This window comes from Phenylobacterium sp. (assembly GCF_036402295.1).
Classification (GTDB): Bacteria; Pseudomonadota; Alphaproteobacteria; order Caulobacterales; family Caulobacteraceae; genus Phenylobacterium.
The window spans coordinates 1-17,984 of the sequence record NZ_DASWTE010000113.1; the positions used below are offsets into that span (position 1 = coordinate 1).

Below are 17,984 nucleotides of genomic sequence, written 5' to 3' on the forward strand. Positions count from 1 at the left end.
CACGGCGAGGATGTCGCCGAGCGGCCGCCGCCCGGCAGCACGCTGGTCAGCCAGAAGATGGGCATCCACGAGTGGAGCTACGACAACGACGTCTCCAACGACCTGCGCTACCGCGTCCCGCTGCGCGACAAGGCCGAGGCGCTGAGCAACGTCCGGCTCGAAGTGGAGCTGGGCTTCGACCGCGAGCTGGGGCTGAGGGAGGCGCAGCGGTGCCTCAACTGCGACGTCCAGACGGTGTTCGCCGACAAGCTGTGCATTGAGTGCGACGCCTGCGTCGACATCTGCCCGATGGACTGCATCACCTTCACCGACGAGGGCGATGAGGACGACCTGCGCGGGCGGCTGAAGGCGCCGGCGGCCAACCTGACCCAGGACCTCTACGTCTCGGGCAAGCTCGCCACCGGCCGGGTGATGGCCAAGGACGAGGACGTCTGCCTGCACTGCGGCCTCTGCGCCGAGCGCTGCCCGACCGGCGCCTGGGACATGCAGAAGTTCTACCTCGAGATGACCCACGCGGGGCCGCAATGCCTGACCAGCTGAAGCCCGCCAAGAAGGTCAACGACTTCGTCGTGAAGTTCGCAAATGTGAACGGCTCGGGCTCGGCCAGCGCCAACGGCCTCTTCGCCCGCTCGGTCATGCGGATGGGCGTGCCAGTGGCGGCTCGCAACATCTTTCCGTCGAACATCCAGGGCCTGCCCACCTGGTACGAGGTGCGGATCACCGAGGCCGGTCATCTGGGCCGCCGCGGCGGTGTCGACCTGATGGTCGCCATGAACCCGCAGACCTGGGACCGCGACGTGGCCGAGATCGAGAGCGGCGGCTTCCTGTTCTACGACTCCACCAAGCCCATCCCGCCGTCGAAGTTCCGGGACGACATCACCGTCATCGGCGTGCCGCTGACGGCCATGTGCAACGAGGCCTACGAACTGCCGCGCGAGCGCCAGCTGTTCAAGAACATCATCTATGTCGGAGCCTTGGCGGCGCTGCTTGGCATCGACCCCGAGGCCATCAAGGACCTGCTGATCGAGGACTTCGCCGGCAAGGACCGGCTGATCGCCGCCAACATCGAGGCCCTGCAGATGGGCCTGGACTATGTGCGGACCTACCTGGCGGCGCTGCCGCTGCAGGTGCGCAAGGCCGACGCCGTGGGCGACCGGATCTACGTCGAGGGCAACAACGCCGCGGCCCTCGGCGCGGTCTACGGCGGCGCCACGGTCTGCGCCTGGTACCCGATCACGCCCTCGACCTCTTTGGCCGAGGCCTTCACGTCCTACTGCCAGGACCTCCGCGTCGATCCCCAGACCGGAAAGAGCCGGTTTGCGATCATCCAGGCCGAAGACGAGATCGCCTCGATCGGCATCGTGGTGGGCGCGGGCTGGAACGGGTGCCGTGCCTTCACGGCCACGTCGGGCCCGGGCGTGTCGCTGATGACCGAGTTCATCGGCCTTTCCTACTTCGCCGAGATCCCGGCCGTGATCTTCGACGTCCAGCGGGGCGGCCCGTCCACCGGCATGCCGACGCGCACGCAGCAGGCCGACCTCTTGGCCGCGGCTTACGCCGGCCACGGCGACACCAAGCACCCGATGCTGCTGCCGGCCGACCCCGGCGAGTGCTTCGAGATGGGCGCCCAGGCCTTCGACCTGGCCGACCGGCTGCAGACGACCGTGTTCGTCATGCTCGACCTCGACATCGGCATGAACGAGTGGCTGACCAAGCCCTTCAAGTGGGACGACTCGAAGAAGCTGGACCGCGGCAAGGTGCTCCACCACGACGACCTCGAGGCCATGAGCGAGGAGTTCGGCCGCTATCGTGACGTTGACGGCGACGGCATCCCGTTCCGGACCTATCCGGGCGCCCACCCGACGCTGGGCGGCTACTTCACCCGCGGCACCTCGCGGAACCCGTACGCCCGCTACTCGGAGGAGGGCGCGGTCTACGTCGACAACATGGAGCGGCTGCTTCGCAAGTTCGACACCGCCAAGACCCTGGTGCCCGCGCCGATCCTGCGGGCCGGCAAACGCAAGACGCGCGACGGGGTGATCTACTTCGGCTCCACGACGCCGGCCATGCACGAGGCGCTGGAGATGCTCGAGGCGCAGGGGCGCAGCCTGAACGCGCTCCGTATCCGCGGCTTCCCGTTCGCCGACGAGGTGTTCAACTTCATCGACATGCATGACCGGGTGTTCCTGGTGGAACAGAACCGCGACGCCCAGCTCAGGACGCTGTTGATGACAGAGGGCGACGTCGACCCCGCGAAGCTGGTCTCGCTGCTCCACTACGACGGCACGCCGATCACGGCGCGCTTCATCACCGGCGAGATCGCGCGCCGCATGTCGCTTGGCCAGATCGAGGCGGCGGAATGACCTACATCCTGAAGCCCCAGCTGCATCACCCCAAGCTGCCGACCAACAGCCTGGGCTACACGCGGCGCGACTACGAGGGCTCGGTCTCGACGCTCTGCGCCGGCTGCGGCCATGACAGCATCTCGGCATCGATCATCCAGGCCTGCTTCGAGCTGGAGCTGCCGCCGCACCGGGTGGCGAAGCTCTCCGGCATCGGCTGCTCGTCGAAGACGCCCGACTACTTCCTGGGCAACTCCCACGGCTTCAACACCGTCCACGGCCGCATGCCCTCGGTGCTGACCGGCGCCAACCTGGCAAACCGCGACCTGATCTACCTGGGCGTCTCGGGCGACGGCGACTCGGCGTCTATCGGCCTCGGCCAGTTCGCCCACGCCATCCGGCGCGGCGTGAACATGCTCTACATCGTCGAGAACAACGGCGTGTACGGTCTGACCAAGGGCCAGTTCTCGGCCACGTCGGACAAGGGTTCGAAATCGAAGCGCGGCGTGGTCAACACCGACGCCGGCATCGACATGGTCAACCTCGCCCTGCAGATGGGCGCGACCTTCGTGGCCCGCAGCTTCTCGGGCGACAAGGACCAGCTCGTGCCGCTGATCAAGGCCGGCCTGTCGCACAAGGGCGCGGCCTTCATCGATTGCATCAGCCCGTGCGTGCAGTTCAACAACCACACCGGCTCGACCAAGAGCTTCGACTATGTGCGCGAGCACAACGAGGCGGTGAACCGCCTGGACGTGATCATGCCGCGTGATCCCATCCAGGTGGACTACAAGCCGGGCGAGACCGTGAAGGTCCAGCAGCACGACGGTTCGGTGCTGTCGCTGCACAAGCTGAACGACCTCTACAATCCCTCCAGCCGCGCCCAGGCCCTGGGCTACCTCCAGGCCCGCCAGCTGCGCGGCCAGATCGTCACCGGCCTGCTGTTCGTCGACCCCAACGCCGGCGACCTGCATGACGCCGTGGGGACCGTCGAGACGCCACTGAACCAGCTGAACGAGGCCGAGCTGGTGCCGGGGCAGGCGGCCCTGGATCGGATCAACGCCGGACTGCGCTAGGGATGCTGGCGCCGCTGGCTGTCGCTGCGGCGATCGCCGGAGCCGGCGCCGGGATTCCGCAGGCGCCGGGACAGTGCGGGGTGATCCGGGGACGGCTCGACCTCTGGAACGGCGGGACGCCGGTCCAGATCTGGGTTGTCGGGACCCGCCGCATGCTGGGCGTCGAGGAGCCGATACCAGGGGAGGTGACGCGCCTCCTGGACCAGGCGGACGACCGTTGGGCGATCTCGGTCTTCGGCGAATACCGGGTCTGCGCCGTCACGCGCAGCCGCCCCGGTCACCGGCAGTCGGTGACGATCGTCGGGACCGATCGCCTCGAGGTCCGCCCCCGGCCCTAAGCGGGTTCTTCTCCGCCTACGGTGAAGCTCTGCGACGAATTCTCGCACGCCCAATTAACCGGACGCATACCCGGTCCGATTACATTCACAAACAACGCAGTCGTGAGTTGTGCGAGTGGCAGAAGCCCAAGTCGTCGACCAGGTCGAAGAAGTCGCGCCATCATCCCAGGTCGACGAAGCCCCAGAGGCAGCCGACCCCTGTGCGCCGTTCCTGACCGCCGATGGGCGGCAGCTTCGCGTGTCCGCCACCCTGGATCCCGTCTTCGAGGCCAAGGGCTTCAACCGGATCGGCTTCCGCCTGATCCGCCGCGTGATCTCGCAACGCTACAATGGCGAGGATGAGCTGAGCGCCCAGCAGGTGGCCCAGCTTTCCACGGCCGAGCTCCTGCGCATCGACCTCGCCACCATCGCCCGCGGCATCGGCCGGCTGGAGGCGGACGCCGCCCAGCAGCCCAGCCTGATCGTTCCGGTCTCCTACACCAGCCTCTCGAGCCAGAAGGGACGCTCGGACCTCATCGCCCAGCTCAAGGCCGCGGGCAGCCTCGTGAAGCTGGGCGTGATCTGCGAGATCCTCGGCGTGGACGGCGTGCCTCCGGCGGTCCTGCTGTCGACGATCTCGCTCGTGAGGCCGTTCGCCCTGCTGGTCGTCGGCCGCCTGGCCGACACCAACCCCAAGGCGATCCTGCGCCTTGAGGGGATCGGCCTGCAGGCGCTGTCGTTCGAGTGCCCGCCGGACCTGGGCGACGCCGAGTTCCAGGCCTGGGCCGCCGCCGCGGTGACATCCGCCCGGCGGGTCGCGCGGTCGGTGCTGGTTTACGGCGCCGGCACTCCTGCCCGCGGCGGCATCCTGGCCGCGCTCGGCGCGTCGCACGTCGGCGTGAGCTAGGGCGTCCGCGCCTTCACGGCGTCGTTCAGCAGCGCCACCAGGCTGGGCGTGCCCTGCGAATGGACGTCGTCCACGCGCCAACGGCGGCCAAGCAGGACAAGGTCGAGGCTGACCAGCTGTCGGCGGCCCAGGTTGACGAAGAACACGTCGGCGCGCGCCGTGGTCGGGCCGGTCTGCGTCACCCTCACGTCCACCGAGGTGATCTCGTAGTCCTGGCAGTTGCAAATCGGGTCGCCGTCGAGGGCGCCGACCTCGTCCTTTGGCGTGCTGGCGGCCTCGCGACGCATCAGGGCGAGCATGGCCGGCGACCAGACCTGCTTCGCCTGCCTGCCGATGTAGTCGGGCCCCGGATCCTTCCCGTAGGCCGCATAGAGGCCGGTCACGAACGCCTTCGCCTGACCGAGGTCCTGGGCCACCGCGGAGCTCGCGAGCAGCAGGCCAGACAGGATCAGCAGCCAGGCTTTCATCTCAGGCCTTCGCCAGTTCGCCCACCACGAACACGTCTTCTTCGGCGCGGGCGAGGCCTTCCAGCACCTCCGGCAGGTCGTGGGTGTCGACCACCAGCATCAGGCCCACGCCGCAGTTGAAGGTGCGGCGCATCTCGTGCTCGGCGACGCCGCCCGTTTCGGCCAGCCACTGGAACACCGGCGGCATCGTCCAGGCGTCCCAGTCGAACCTCGGAACGAGGCCCTCAGCGATGCAGCGCGGCGGGTTCTCGATCAAGCCGCCGCCGGTGATGTGCGCCAAGCCCTTCACGCGCCCGGCCTTCAGGTGCGGCAGGACGGTCTTGATGTAGATGCGCGTTGGCTCGAGCAGCGCCTCGGCCAGCGTCTTGCCCTCGGCGAACGGCGCGGCCGTGTCCCAGGCGAGGCCTGAGCGCTCCACGATCCGGCGGATCAGCGAATAGCCGTTGGAGTGCGGGCCTGACGAGCCCAGGCCGATCAGGATGTCGCCTTCCTTCTGGTCGCCCAGGCGCGGCAGCACCTTGTCGCGGTCGACGGCGCCCACGCAGAAGCCCGCCATGTCGTAGTCGCCCGCGGCGTACATGCCCGGCATCTCGGCTGTCTCGCCGCCGACCAGGGCGCAGCCGGCCTGGCGGCAGCCTTCGGCGATCCCGGCGACGACCGAGGCGGCGGCCTCCACGTCGAGCTTCCCGGTGGCGTAGTAGTCGAGGAACATCAAGGGCTCGGCGCCCTGGGCCAGCAGGTCGTTGACGCACATGCCCACGAGGTCGATCCCGACCGTGCCGTGCAGCCCCGTCTCGATCGCGACCTTCAGCTTGGTGCCGACGCCGTCGGTCGTGGTGACCAGCAGCGGGTCGTCGTAGCCGGCGGCCCTCAGGTCGAACAGCGCGCCGAACCCGCCCAGCGACGGCTCCGAGCCCGACCGGCGGGTCGATTTGGCCAGCGGTTTGATGCGCTCGACGAGCTCGTTTCCGGCGTCGATCGACACGCCGGCTTGCGCATAGGTGAGACCGTTTGGCCGTTCGGACATTTACGAACCCGGACTTGGAGTGCAGAGAGACGCGCTTGCGGACTGGAGTCGTCCGCGCGCGGGGCTATAGCTGGATTTATGACGCCTATCACTACCACCGCCGAACTCGCGGCGTTCTGCGACAAGATCAAGGGCCAGCCGTTCGTGGCGGTCGATACCGAGTTCATGCGTGAAACCACGTATTGGCCGAAGCTGTGCCTGATCCAGGCCGCAGCGCCGTCGGCCGAGGCCACGATCGACCCGCTGGCCGAGGGCCTCGACCTGGAGCCCTTCCTGGAGATCCTGCGGGACACGAAGATCCTGAAGGTGTTCCACGCGGCGCGGCAGGACGTTGAAATCTTCAACAACCTGCAGGCCATGCCCAAGCCGCTGTTCGACACCCAGGTCGCCGGCATGGCGGCGGGGTTCGGCGAGCAGATCGCCTACGACGCCCTGGTGCGCCAGATGCTGAAGATCGAGCTCGACAAGAGCTCGCGGTTCACGGACTGGGCGCGCCGGCCGCTGACCGACAACCAGCTCACCTACGCTCTCGCCGACGTGACCCACCTGGCCAAGCTGTACCCGATGCTGCGCGAGCGGCTGGAGCGGGAAGGGCGCATCGCCTGGGTGACCGACGAGATGGCCGACCTGACGGACCCGGCGAACTACGACGTCGAGCCGGACAACGCCTGGAAACGGTTGCGGCCGCGCCGGCACACGGCCAAGTACCTGGCCGTCTACCGCGCCGTTGCCGCGTGGCGCGAGCGGACGGCGCAGCTGCGCGACCAGCCGCGCGGCCGGATCCTCAAGGACGAGGCGATCGACGAGATCGCCACGCAATCGCCCATCGACGCCGACGGCCTGGACCGCCTGCGTTCGGTGCCCAAGGGCTTCTCGGGTTCGCGGTTCGGGCCCGACCTGGTCGCGGCTATCCGCGAGGCGCTCAAGGACCCCGAGGCCTACGCCCCGGTGATCGAGAAGACCCGCCAGCAGGCCTCGCCGGCGGCCGGCGCCGTCGTCGAGCTGCTGAAGGTGTTGCTGAAGGCGCGGGCCGAAGAGTCGGGCGTGGCCTCGAAGCTGATCGCCACCGTCTCCGACCTCGAACAGATCGCCAACGACGACGACGCCGACGTCGCAGCCCTCAAGGGCTGGCGGCGCGAGGCGTTCGGCGAGGACGCGCTCAAGCTGAAGCGCGGCGAGCTGGCCCTGGTGCTGGACGGCGCGCGCGTGCGGGTGGTCGAGGTTCGCCGGGCGCCGCGGGTGGCTTCGGCGGGGTAGGGCGGTCGCTCGCGCGACTCTGGACGATCTCGCAGCCTAACCTGCGGATAACTCCAACGGTTTGAAGTCACGACGGTTTTGCGACAGCGCACACGGTCATCCACAGGCTGTCCACGGACTGCGGGCGCCTCGCTCCACAGCCCCGCTCCGCAGGCCCGTTGCACCCGGCCGGGGACTGAGAGAACCTGAACTTGCCGAGAGGGAAAGCGGCGCGGCGGACCGGGCGACCGGGCGGCAAGCGGGCAGGAGGCTCTCCGGATCGGGAGGTTCCTGGGGCGACCCAGGGGTTCTTCAGGCCCGGAGGCGGCACGGGAGACGGAGCGGAGTTCGGCTGGGCGACCAGCAGGATCGAGTTACCCCTCCCACCTTGAAGGCTCAGGTCCCCCAACGGATCTGGATCAGAGGGCGGTGTTCCGGGCGACCGGTGCGCCGCCCTCTTCATATGGGCCCTGCGGCCTGGCGCGTACGATCTTTGCCGAAGGTCCAGTCAAGCGCGGCCGGGGGGCGCCAGCACCCACGCTCCCCGGCCCAAGTCGCTCGTCTAGGTCAGTTCCAGCTTCAACTTCAGCGCCTGGGCCAGCGTCTGGGCGCGCCGCGTCGTCTGCTCGCCCAGCAGCATGTCCTCCCAGCCGGCCAGGGCGGTCAGCACCAGCCGGTCGCCGCGGACCGTGACCGAGGATTTCTCCAGCAGCCGCGGATTATGGCCCGAGAGGTCGCAGCCCAGCCGCAACGCCGAACCCAGCGCCCGTGCGCGCTGGCGGCGCTCAGGCGTCAGCACCCGCGAGATCGCCGGGTCCGGCGGCTGCGGGGCCGCCGAGTGCCGGGAGAAGGCCACAGAGGCCAGGAAGACGCGCTCGGCATGGTTCATGGCGGCGAGCGGCGCGCGCAGCACCTGCTCGAAGGCGAGGTCGGCGCGATGGTCCGGGTGCAACCTCGCACCGAGGTCGGCCAGCCGGCTGGCGGCCGCGACGAGGACGCCGTCGCGCCCGCCGAACTGGGCCGGCAGCTTCTCGAACAGCGGCCCGATCCAGGCCTCCAGCGCGTGGCCGAGCTCGGGCGTGATGCCGCGCTGGGCGGTGAGCGCCTCGCAGCCCTCGATCAGCGGGTCCAGCTGGCGCACCTCGGGCGGCATGGCCTCGAGCAGCAGCCCCTCGCGCACCCCGTAGGCGGAGATGACCACCTTCTCCACGCCCAGCCGCTCGATCAGCCGCTCGAGCACGAGCGCCGCGTAGGGCAGGGTGTCGAAGCGCTTCTTGGAGAGGCCCTCGATGCCCTCGAGTGACGAGCGCGACTGGCGCTGGACGAAGCGGGCCAGGTCCAGCCCCTCGGCGCGGCTGATCTCGTACTGGTGGGCCACGTGCAGGGGATAGTCGGCGAGTTGCATGTGCAGGAGCGCCAGGTTCCGCCAGGCCCCGCCGACGGCATGGAATTCCGGGCTCGCGTAGCGATTGGCGAGCGGTGAGAGGTGGTCGTCCACGAGCCGCTTCGTGCGCTCGACGTTGAGCGGCTTGGGCGCACCCAGGGCGAAGGGCCCCAGTGGCAGGGTCACGCCCTCGATCTGGGTGAAGCCGTTCAGGCGCACCAGCTCGAGGCTGGAACCGCCCAGGTCGCCTACCACGCCCTCGGCGTCGGGTTGGCCGCAGATCACGCCCAGCGCGGCGTAGCGGGCCTCCTCCTCGCCCGTGAGGACCCGGACCTCCAGGCCCGTCTCTTCCAGGACGCGCTTGAGGAACGCCTTGCCGTCGGCGGCCTCACGCACGGCCGCGGTGGCGCAGGCGGTGACCTCGTCGGCCCGCCAGCCGTCCAGCACCGAACGGAAGCGCCGCAGGGCTCCGACCGCCGCCTCGACGCCCTCGGGCGACAGCCGGCGCGAAGCCATCAGGTCCCTGCCGAGGCCCGCGACGACCTTCTCGTTGTAGATCGTCCAGAGCGCACGGCCGTCGACCCGGTAGATCACCAGGCGGACGGAATTGGATCCGACGTCGATGACGGCCGCCTGCCGGCCATCCGGGCGGCTGGCGCTATCCCCGCGAGGCCACATTTTCGATCGCGCGCGGCATGTCCTTCACTTTCTGCCCGCGACCGGAAAGGCTGGGATTGGTCATGAAATAGTCATGCGCCGAGAAGGCGTTCGGGTGGTCCCAGGCAGGATCCCGGCTATAGCCGCCGTCGGCGTCCAGGGTCCAGCTTTGCGCCTCGTCTTTCAGGTTCGCCAACATGATCTGTTGCAGAACCTGCTGGTGTACCGTCGGGTTCTCGATGGGCGTCATGACCTCGACGCGGCGGTCGAGGTTGCGCGGCATCCAATCGGCCGACGACATGTAGAGCCGTGCGTGCTGCGACGGCATGGCGTGGCTGTTGGCGAAGGCCACGATGCGGCCGTGCTCGAGGTAGCGGCCCACGATCGACTTGACCCGGATGTTGTCCGAGAGGCCGGGGACGCCGGGCCGAAGGCAGCAGATGCCGCGGATCACGAGATCGATCGGCACACCGGCCTGGCTGGCCGCGTAGAGGGCGTCGATGATCTCGGGATCGACCAGGGAGTTCATCTTGGCCCAGATGGCGGCGGGCTTGCCGGCCTTGGCGTTCTCGGCCTCCTGGCCGATCAGGCGCAGCAGGTCGCGCTTCATGGTCACCGGCGAGAACGACAGTCGCTCCAGGCCCACCGGCTGGGCATAGCCCGTGACGTAGTTGAAGAGCTTCGCCGCGTCGCGACCGAACGGCGGCTCGGTCGTGAACAGCGACAGGTCGGTGTAGATGCGCGCCGTGATCGGGTGGTAGTTGCCGGTCCCGAAGTGGCAGTAGCTGCGCAGCTGCTCGCCTTCCTTGCGGACCACGACCGACAGCTTGGCGTGGGTCTTGTACTCGATGAAGCCGTAGACCACGTGCACGCCGGCCCGCTCCAGGTCGCGGGCCCACTTCAGATTTGCTTCCTCGTCGAAGCGTGCCTTGATCTCGATGAGGGCGGTGACGTTCTTGCCGTTCTCGGCCGCTTCGATGAGGGCCGCCACGATCGGGCTGTCCTTCGAGGTGCGGTAGAGGGTCTGCTTGATAGCCAGTACGTGCGGATCGCGTGCGGCCTGCCGCAGGAACTGGACGACCACGTCGAAGCTCTCGAACGGGTGGTGGACCAGGATGTCCTTCTCGCGGATCGCGGCGAAGCAGTCGCCGCCGTGGTCGCGGATTCGCTCAGGGAACCGGGGCTCGAACGGCTTGAACTTCAGGTCCGGCCGGTCCGAAGGGATGATCTGGGTCAGCTCGTCCAGACCCAGGAGGCCATCCATGACGATGACGTCTTCCGGGTTGGCGTGCAGGCTCTGCAGGATGAAGGTCCGCAGTTCCTCGGGCGTGGACGCTTCCAGCTCGACACGCACGACCGAGCCCAGCCGGCGCTGCTTCAGCCGCGCCTCGAACTCGCGCACCAAGTCCTCGGCTTCTTCCTCGATCTCCACGTCCGAGTCGCGGATCAGGCGGAACACGCCCTGTTCCTCCACCTCGCAGCCGGGGAACAGGTGGTCGAGGAAGAGCGTGACCATGCTCTCCAGCGAGATCACCCGGCGCTGGGCCTTGCGCCGCGTCGGCCGGCCGGGCGCCACGTCCCAGAACCGCGCCACCTGCGCCGGCAGCGGGGCCAACGCATAGAGCTGGCGGCCGTCGGAGAGCCGGCGGATCTTCAGCACTAGCGAGAAGGCCAGGTTCGGGATGAACGGGAACGGGTGCGCCGGGTCAATCGCCAACGGCGTCAGCACAGGGAACAGCTCCGACAGGAACCGCTCCTCCAGCGCCGTGCGCTCGTCGGGGGTTACCTCGTCGGCCGAGATGTAGCGCAGCCCCTCGCTCGCGAGCTCGGCGCACAGCTCGCGCCAGCGCGTCTGCTGGTCAGCCATCAGGTCGGCGGCGGCGGCGTTCACCCGCACCAGTTGCTCAGCGGCGGTGAGGCCATCCTGGCTGACCACACGCACGCCCTCGCGGACCTGCGCCTTCAGGCCGGCCACGCGCACCATGTAGAATTCGTCGAGGTTGTTGGCGCTGATCGACAGGAAGCGCAGCCGCTCGAACAGCGGGTGCCGCGCGTTCATGCTCTCGGCGAGCACCCGGCGGTTGAACGCCAGCCACGACAGTTCGCGGTTGAAGAACCGGCTCGGCGATCGCGCCAGTTCCTCGACGGCCACCGGCGCGGCCTCGCCCTGGCCAGGCGAGGCGGCGTTGATCGGGGAGACGTCGTTGGGCATGCGATTCTCTGGACGGCTCAGACGCTCTGTAAACGTGGCCGGGAAAGGTTAAGGTCCTCATTGCGACCATCCGGTGACGACCAGAACGTCCGCACCTTCCGATACGCCTTGAAGGCGTCGTTGGCCGCACCGACCACCTCGTCTTCGCCGCTCGTCAGCCGTCCCACCTCGAGGCCGGCGGCGAAGGCCAGCTCGCCCGAGCGACGACCCACGGCGCGCATGGCCACCGACCGCGCGACCGCCATGTCGTTGAGCTCGCCCAGTTGGTCCTGCAGTCCGCGCAGCGCCGCGATAAACCGCGCCCGCCGCTTCGGGTGCTGAGGGAAGGCCTCGCCGAAGAAGGCCGCGGCGTAGCGCAGCTTCTTCGCCTGCTTGCGCAGGTCGTGGCGGGCCTCGACGTCGCTGTCCATGAACTTGTGCGAGCGCCGGCGCAGGCGCTTGTCGAGCCGATCCATGATCGGCGCGGCCAGGGCCGTGATGGGTCCCTCGCGCAGGGCCCGTTGATCGTCGTTGGCCAGCCGACGCCAGCCCCCCACCTCGACCCACTCGCCCAGCATCAGGAGCAGGTTGCGGAAGCGGTCCGAGCGGACGGCCGCCAGGGCGCGCTCGTAGGCTTCGGCCTGGGCGATGCGGAGCGCGCGGAAGAAGGCCGCCCGGCCCGGGCTCTCCTCAATCTCGTCGCGCGTGGCGGCGCGCTGCAGAAAGACGTCGATGTCGCGCGCCTCCGAGAGCTCGCCGGCCAGCCAGCGGGTCTCGGCGCGGGCCGCGTTCAGGCCCTCCGCGTCCAGCATCGGCCTGAAGACCGACAGCGCCGCCCGGAAACGGCGCAGGCCCACGCGCAGCTGGTGCAGGACGTCGGGGTTGTGAGCCCGCTGCAAAAGGCGCTCATTACCGGCGATCTGGACCAGGGCATCGCGCGAGATCGCCTGGAACGCATCGGCGGCGCAGGTCAGAGGCCCAACCGCCGTATTCTGCGCTTTAAGCGCCGCCACACCGTCGTGGCCGACGAGCCGGTAGCCGCGCTCGGCCTTGCTCTCGAACGAAAGGGTGAGGGGCGCCCTGGCCAGGAGATCGCGGGCCAGGTCGAACAGCGCCTGTGGCGGGCCAGAGAGCAACTCCAGCTCCATCTCGGCTATGGGTTCCTGCCGGTCGCCAGCGACGATCAGGCCGGTGTCAAAGCTGACTTCGATACGCGTCTCACCATGTATCCAGAGGTGGACGCGGCGCTCGACCTCGACCGTGAAGGCAGGGGCGAGGGCGGCGTCGCCGATCGCGGCCTCGACCGGTGTTCCGGCCAGGGCGGCAAGGTCGAGATCCGACCCCGGCACCTGCGTCTCCCACTCGTCGCGTTCGAACAGACCGCCCACCGCGCGATGCTTCAGGGTCTGGACGTAGGTCTCGCCCTTGCGGCGGACCCTGAGGCTGAAGGCGCCGTCCCGCAGCGCGTGGCTGGGCGTGTCGAAGTACACCGCGTGTAGTTGGCTGGTCTTGCCCTGATCGAGCGGGAAAGCTGCGCCCTGCAGCGCCTCAAGGGCGCCTGCGCCGAGCTGGAACTTCAACTCCAGCTCCGAGGCGGCCGTGGCCGGCATGCGAGCGAGCATTCCCGGGTCCCGTGCAACGTGGCCGGTGCGCCACGCGCCCGAACCACTGCAGGAAAAGGATTCGCCTTGTCTATCGCGCCGCGAATGATTTTTCGCAAAACCGCGCGGATTCCCCGATTCAGAGGTCGAGTTGGCCCTGCGCTTCCAGAATCTGCCGCGCCAGGACGCGCGTCACCGGCCGGAAGCCCTCGTCGCCGGCCTCGTCGAGCCGCTTCACGATGGCCTTGGCGTCGGGGATCGACCGCTTCATGCGGGCCAGCAGGTAAGGGTAGACGGCTTCCGGCGGCTTGATGTTGCGGTCGCGGAAGAAGCGGCGCAGCACGCCCTCCAGCACTACGTCGTCCGGCGGCTCGATCTCCACGACCGGGAAGGCGTTCAGCCGCGAGCGTAGGTCGCGCAGGGCCGTGGGCCACGTCGACGGGCGGGTGCGCGCGGTCAGCAGCAGGCCGCCGCCCTCGCGGGCCGCCAGGTTGATCAGGTGGAACAGGCCCTCGGTGGAAACGCCGCGGTCGGCGTCCTCGAGCAGCACAGGCCGACCGGCGGCGGCGATGAGGTCGGGGTCGCGGGCCTCGACCACCAGCGCGTCGACCGCCGTCGCCCAGGCGCGCGCCAGATGGGACTTGCCGACGCCCTTGTGGCCCAGGATCGCCAGGCAGCCGCCCTGCCACGCCGGCCACGCCTCGACGGCGGCGACCGCCACCGCGTTGGACGGACCGCGCACGAACTCGTCGAGGGAAGGCTCATTCCCCTCGCGCCCGAGGTTCAGCCGAAGCTGCCGCGCCACGGCTCTGGTCGGTTCGTTGACGTCACAGCTGGGTTTTAGGCCGCCGCATCGCGCGACGCTACCGGTCAGGGTCGGCGGTCCACAGCTACTCGGCCTTGGGGGACGGCAACTCGCGCGCGTTGGCCAGCGTCCAGCCGTCGGGCTTCAGGAGCTCGATGGGCGAGAAGCGCACCTTGTAGTCCATCTTCTCCGAGCCGCGGACCCAGTAGCCTAGGTAGACGTAGGGCAGGCTGGTCAGGCACGCCTGGATGACGTGGTCGAGGATCACGTAGCTGCCCAGGCTGCGCCGGCTCATGGTCGGATCGTAGAAACTGTAGACCAGCGACAGCCCGTCGCTCATCAGGTCGACCAGAGCGCAGGCGATCAGGTCGCCCGGACCGCCGTCCTTCGAACGCACGCGGAACTCGATGATGTGGGTGCGGACCGCGGTGTCCTCGACCATCGCCACGTAATCGGGCCAGGTCATCTCGGCCATGCCGCCGTCGGCGTGGCGGGCCAGCAGGTAGCGGCGGAGCAGGTCGAACTGCTCCATGGTGGCCTCGGCCTCGACCAGGTGGCGCTCGACGTCCTCATTGCGGCTGAGGATCTTCCGCTCGGAGCGGGAGAAGACGTACTCTGACGCCGGGATCCGCGCCGACACGCAGGCCGAGCAGGCCTCGCAGGCCGGGCGGTAGGCGATGTTCTGCGAGCGGCGGAAGCCCACGGCCGTCAGGCTGTCGTTGACGGCCGCGCCGTCGGACAGGGGCAGGTGGGCGAAGACCTTACGTTCGAAGCGCTCCGGCAGGTACGGACACGGCGACGGCGCGGTCAGGAAGAACCGGAGCTGTCGGGTCGGAAAGTGCTGCGTCACGGACCGGGTGTCGCTTTCGAAACAGAGCGCCTGCGCAGATTAGGCGTCATGAGCGGCGCTTGCGCAAGAGTCCGCTACAGCCCGGGGTCCGCGGGCAGCACCGGGGCCTCGCGCAGGAGGACAATCGCAATGCGCCGGTTGCCCGGCAACATGGGGTCGTCGGGGTAGAGCGGCTCGGACCCGGCCTTGCCCGAGACCTGGTAGACACGGTCGGCGTCGACGCCGGCCCCCTGCAGCACCTTGCGCGACGCATCGGCGCGCGCGGAAGAGAGCGACCAGTCGCCTTCGGGCTTGGCTCCGCCCGGGCTGGCGCTGGTGTGCCCGTAGATGCTGATCCGGTTGGGCAGCTGGTTGATGGTCTTCGAGATCGCCCGCAGCAGCACCTTGGCGCGGTCGTTGGGCTGGGTGGAGCCCTGGTTGAACATCGAGCGGCCTTCCTGGTCCACGAGCTGGATCCGGAGGCCCTCGGGGGTCTCGTCGATGATGATGTTCTTCGAGAGCTCGGCGAGCTCGGGCATCGACTGCAGCGCCTGGCGCAGCGACTGGGCCGCCGACTGGAACGCGGCTTCCTCGCGCTTGGCCTCGGCCTGGGCCATGGCGGCCGCGGCGGCCTCCTCGGGCGTCTTGCCCTTGCTGCCGTCCTTGGAATCACCGTCGTTCGGATTGCGGGAGGCGGGGGCCAGTTCCTCGATGACGTCGCTGGAGCCCGCGCTCTTCGAACCGTCGGCGCCCAGCGCGGAGCCGCCGAGGATGCCGCCGGCGCCGGACATGGTCTGCGATACGCTGGCCGGAGCGAAATAGTCGGCGATGCCGCGCTTCTGCTCGGGCGAGGTGGTGTTGATCAGCCACATCAGGAGGAAGAAGGCCATCATGGCCGTCACGAAATCGGCGTAGGCCACCTTCCAGGCGCCGCCGTGGTGACCGCCGCCGCCGCCCTTCTTGATCTTCTTGATGATGATCGGCTGTTCGCCCACAGCCATGGTTCACCCGCCTTAACGCTGATTCCGCCGCAAAGTGCGGGAGCCGCGTTAAGATGGCGTTGCGCCAATCCGTTGGGGGTCGCTGTGGTCGTCGTGCTGGAAACCGAACGTCTGGTCCTGCGGGAGGTCGAGGACGAGGACGCGACGTTCATGCTGGAGCTGCTGAACTCGCCCGGCTTCCTCGAGAATATCGGCGACCGCGGCGTCCGTGACCTGGAGCAGGCGAAGACCTTCATCGAGGAACGTTTGCGCGGCAGCTACCGCGACCACGGCTTCGGCATGTGGGTGACCGTCCAGAAGTCGGACCACACCCAAGTCGGCCTCGCGGGGCTCGTGCGCCGAGAAGGACTGGAGGTGCCCGACGTCGGGTACGCCTTCGTCCAGCGCGTCTGGGGCCGCGGTTACGCCCAGGAGGCGGCCGCCGCGGTGCTGGCGCACGCCCAGGGGCCGCTGGGCATCCAGAAGCTGGCGGCCATCACCTCGCCCGAGAACTTCGCGTCGATGGCGGTGCTGCGGAAGATCGGCTTCAGCTTCCACGGCATGGTCGAGCTGCCGGGGATCGAACGCGAAAGCACCTACTTCACAGTGGGCGGCTGACCCTGCCGTCGCGCGGCCTCGCCGGCCTCGGCCTTGTCGGCGAACCGGCGGAACGCGCCCGGGACCAGCTCGACGGCGAACTCGTCCTGCAGCGGCTCCAGCCGCTCCTCGATCTTGGTCAGCTTGGTCAGGAAGGATCGGCCGGCGCTGGTCGCCGCCAGCCGCTCGGTCTCGCGCGACGGCCGGTCCGCGGGCTCGGGTCCGCCCTCGGCGGCCTGCTTGATCATGGCCTGCAGCGCCGGGTCGGCGAGGAGCGTCGCGCCGGCCCGGAGCTCTTCGACGGTCATGTCCTTCGCGAGCGCGCGCCCGAACATCGTCTCGAACAGCGGCAGGTCGTGGCGGACCTCCTCCTGCATGGCCTCGACCAGGTAGCGATTCCATTCCGGCCGGGACTTGATGTCACCGAAAGCATCCGTGGTCCCGCCGATCTCCTTGGCGATGAGCTTGTCGAAGGAGATGGCCTGGAAGATGGTCCGCGCCACCTGGACCCCCAGGACCTCCGCCTCGGCGGTCTGGGCGTGGGCCGGGGCCCCGAGCAGGAGCGTGAGACCGAAAGCGGCTGCGAAAACGGTCTGGCGCATGCTCTTCCTCCTTCACTGCCTTGGCGGAAGGAAGCTACGCCGTCATGACCCTCGAGAGGAAGGCTCTCCGCCCGATGCAGACCCGCACCGTCGACGCCAACGGCTTCCGCTTCGCCGTGGACGAGTCCGGGGAAGGGGACCACCTGGCGCTTTGCCTGCACGGCTTTCCGGAGAGCCGCTTCTCGTGGCGCTTCCAGCTCCCGCTGCTGGCCGAGATGGGCTACCGCGCCTGGGCGCCGGACCTGCGCGGCTACGGCGAGACCGAGCCCAAGCCCCGCGAGGTGAAGGCCTACCTCGTCGACAGGCTGATGGAGGACGTGGCGGCGCTGATCGACGCCAGCGGGGCGAAGAAGGTCACCCTCATCGGCCACGACTGGGGCGCGGGCCTGGCCTGGACCTTTGCGGCGAACAAGGTGCGGCCGCTGGAGCGGCTGGTGATCATGAACGTGCCGCACCCGGCGGTAATCTCGGCGCAGCTGCGCACCAACAAGGCCCAGCGGAAGAAGTCCTGGTACATATTCTTCTTCCAGCTGCCGGGCGCGCCGGAGTGGATGCTGACCGCCAACGACGGCCGCGGCATCCGCCGGGCGTTCTTCGACATGGCGCGGGACAAGACCAATTTCGGCCCCGCCGTCCTGGAGCGCTACGCCAAGGACGCCCAGCGCCCTGGCGCGATCCGCGGCATGGTCAACTGGTACCGCGCCGCGGTCCGCCTGCAGGGCAAGCTGGCCGGGCCGTGGGAGGTGATCGAAACTCCCACGCTGATCATCTGGGGCGAGGAGGACGCGGCCCTCGGCGTCGAACTGCTGGATGGGACCGAGGATTACGTCCGCGACCTGACCATCCACCGTCTGCCCGGCGTCTCCCACTGGGTGCAGCAGGAGGCGCCGCAGAAGGTGAACCCTATCCTCCGCGAGTGGCTTGCCGCGCCGCGCCGTTCCCTCCCTTAATGGGGCGGGATAGGCGGCA

Annotated in this window: 17 protein-coding genes; 8 read left to right on the top strand and 9 right to left on the bottom strand. The window is 69.0% G+C overall.

The features are described from left to right. The 5 genes from VGD44_RS07020 to VGD44_RS07040 form a co-directional block, all read left to right on the top strand. Window positions 1-540, top strand: a 540-nt coding sequence (locus VGD44_RS07020; RefSeq protein WP_331085290.1) for a 4Fe-4S dicluster domain-containing protein, incomplete at its 5' end; no start/stop codon positions are given. Next, the gene (locus VGD44_RS07025) at window positions 525-2,363 is read left to right on the top strand and encodes a 2-oxoacid:acceptor oxidoreductase subunit alpha (protein WP_331085292.1); all 1,839 of its coding nucleotides are present in this window, start codon (window positions 525-527) and stop codon (window positions 2,361-2,363) included. The genes VGD44_RS07020 and VGD44_RS07025, both read left to right, overlap by 16 nt. Then, window positions 2,360-3,415 (top strand): 2-oxoacid:ferredoxin oxidoreductase subunit beta, encoded by a 1,056-nt coding sequence (locus VGD44_RS07030; RefSeq protein WP_331085294.1) that lies wholly within the window; start codon window positions 2,360-2,362, stop codon window positions 3,413-3,415. The genes VGD44_RS07025 and VGD44_RS07030 overlap by 4 nt, the downstream gene beginning before the upstream one ends. Before the next feature lie 2 nt (window positions 3,416-3,417). Continuing rightward, on the top strand, window positions 3,418-3,753 hold the full coding sequence (locus tag VGD44_RS07035) for a hypothetical protein (protein WP_331085296.1): 336 nt from the start codon (window positions 3,418-3,420) through the stop codon (window positions 3,751-3,753). A 238-nt stretch (window positions 3,754-3,991) separates the two neighbouring features. Beyond that, window positions 3,992-4,639, top strand: a complete 648-nt coding sequence (locus VGD44_RS07040) for a hypothetical protein (protein ID WP_331085298.1) — start codon at window positions 3,992-3,994, stop codon at window positions 4,637-4,639. Here VGD44_RS07040 and VGD44_RS07045 read toward each other — a convergent pair. Beyond that, the gene (locus VGD44_RS07045) at window positions 4,636-5,106 is read right to left on the bottom strand and encodes a DUF3828 domain-containing protein (RefSeq protein ID WP_331085300.1); all 471 of its coding nucleotides are present in this window, start codon (window positions 5,104-5,106) and stop codon (window positions 4,636-4,638) included. The two genes, VGD44_RS07040 and VGD44_RS07045, sit on opposite strands and share 4 nt — an antisense overlap. Before the next feature lies 1 nt (window position 5,107). Continuing rightward, a complete protein-coding gene (gene purM / locus VGD44_RS07050; protein WP_331085302.1) occupies window positions 5,108-6,133 on the bottom strand; it encodes a phosphoribosylformylglycinamidine cyclo-ligase in 1,026 nt (341 codons plus the stop codon). A 78-nt stretch (window positions 6,134-6,211) separates the two neighbouring features. Between purM and rnd the strand changes: the two genes are divergently transcribed. After that, window positions 6,212-7,390 (top strand): ribonuclease D, encoded by a 1,179-nt coding sequence (rnd, locus tag VGD44_RS07055; RefSeq protein ID WP_331085304.1) that lies wholly within the window; start codon window positions 6,212-6,214, stop codon window positions 7,388-7,390. 541 nt (window positions 7,391-7,931) lie between these two features. Here rnd and VGD44_RS07060 read toward each other — a convergent pair. The 6 genes from VGD44_RS07060 to VGD44_RS07085 form a co-directional block, all read right to left on the bottom strand. After that, the gene (locus VGD44_RS07060; protein WP_331085307.1) at window positions 7,932-9,431 is read right to left on the bottom strand and encodes a Ppx/GppA phosphatase family protein; all 1,500 of its coding nucleotides are present in this window, start codon (window positions 9,429-9,431) and stop codon (window positions 7,932-7,934) included. Beyond that, entirely contained in the window at window positions 9,412-11,622 is a 2,211-nt protein-coding gene (locus tag VGD44_RS07065; RefSeq protein ID WP_331085309.1) for an RNA degradosome polyphosphate kinase, read from the bottom strand. Before VGD44_RS07065 ends, VGD44_RS07060 begins: the two co-directional genes overlap by 20 nt. A gap of 17 nt (window positions 11,623-11,639) precedes the next feature. After that, on the bottom strand, window positions 11,640-13,223 hold the full coding sequence (locus VGD44_RS07070; protein WP_331085311.1) for a CHAD domain-containing protein: 1,584 nt from the start codon (window positions 13,221-13,223) through the stop codon (window positions 11,640-11,642). Window positions 13,224-13,341: 118 nt separating this feature from the next. After that, window positions 13,342-14,007 carry a DnaA ATPase domain-containing protein gene (locus VGD44_RS07075; protein ID WP_331085360.1) on the bottom strand — a complete coding sequence of 222 codons (666 nt, stop codon included), beginning with the start codon at window positions 14,005-14,007 and terminating at the stop codon, window positions 13,342-13,344. Between the two features lie 85 nt (window positions 14,008-14,092). Next, entirely contained in the window at window positions 14,093-14,857 is a 765-nt protein-coding gene (locus tag VGD44_RS07080) for an arginyltransferase (protein ID WP_414694624.1), read from the bottom strand. A 74-nt stretch (window positions 14,858-14,931) separates the two neighbouring features. After that, the gene (locus VGD44_RS07085) at window positions 14,932-15,837 is read right to left on the bottom strand and encodes a flagellar motor protein MotB (RefSeq protein ID WP_331085313.1); all 906 of its coding nucleotides are present in this window, start codon (window positions 15,835-15,837) and stop codon (window positions 14,932-14,934) included. An 84-nt stretch (window positions 15,838-15,921) separates the two neighbouring features. On the opposite strand from VGD44_RS07085, the gene VGD44_RS07090 reads away from it, so the two are divergent. Beyond that, window positions 15,922-16,434: a GNAT family N-acetyltransferase gene (locus VGD44_RS07090; RefSeq protein WP_331085315.1), complete on the top strand. Its 513-nt coding sequence runs from the start codon at window positions 15,922-15,924 to the stop codon at window positions 16,432-16,434. On the opposite strand, the gene VGD44_RS07095 is transcribed toward VGD44_RS07090, so the two are convergent. Then, window positions 16,413-17,015, bottom strand: coding sequence for a hypothetical protein (locus VGD44_RS07095; RefSeq protein ID WP_331085317.1), 603 nt, complete (start codon window positions 17,013-17,015; stop codon window positions 16,413-16,415). The two genes, VGD44_RS07090 and VGD44_RS07095, sit on opposite strands and share 22 nt — an antisense overlap. A gap of 44 nt (window positions 17,016-17,059) precedes the next feature. Between VGD44_RS07095 and VGD44_RS07100 the strand changes: the two genes are divergently transcribed. After that, window positions 17,060-17,965, top strand: a complete 906-nt coding sequence (locus VGD44_RS07100) for an alpha/beta hydrolase (protein WP_331085319.1) — start codon at window positions 17,060-17,062, stop codon at window positions 17,963-17,965. Window positions 17,966-17,984 lie beyond the last annotated feature (19 nt).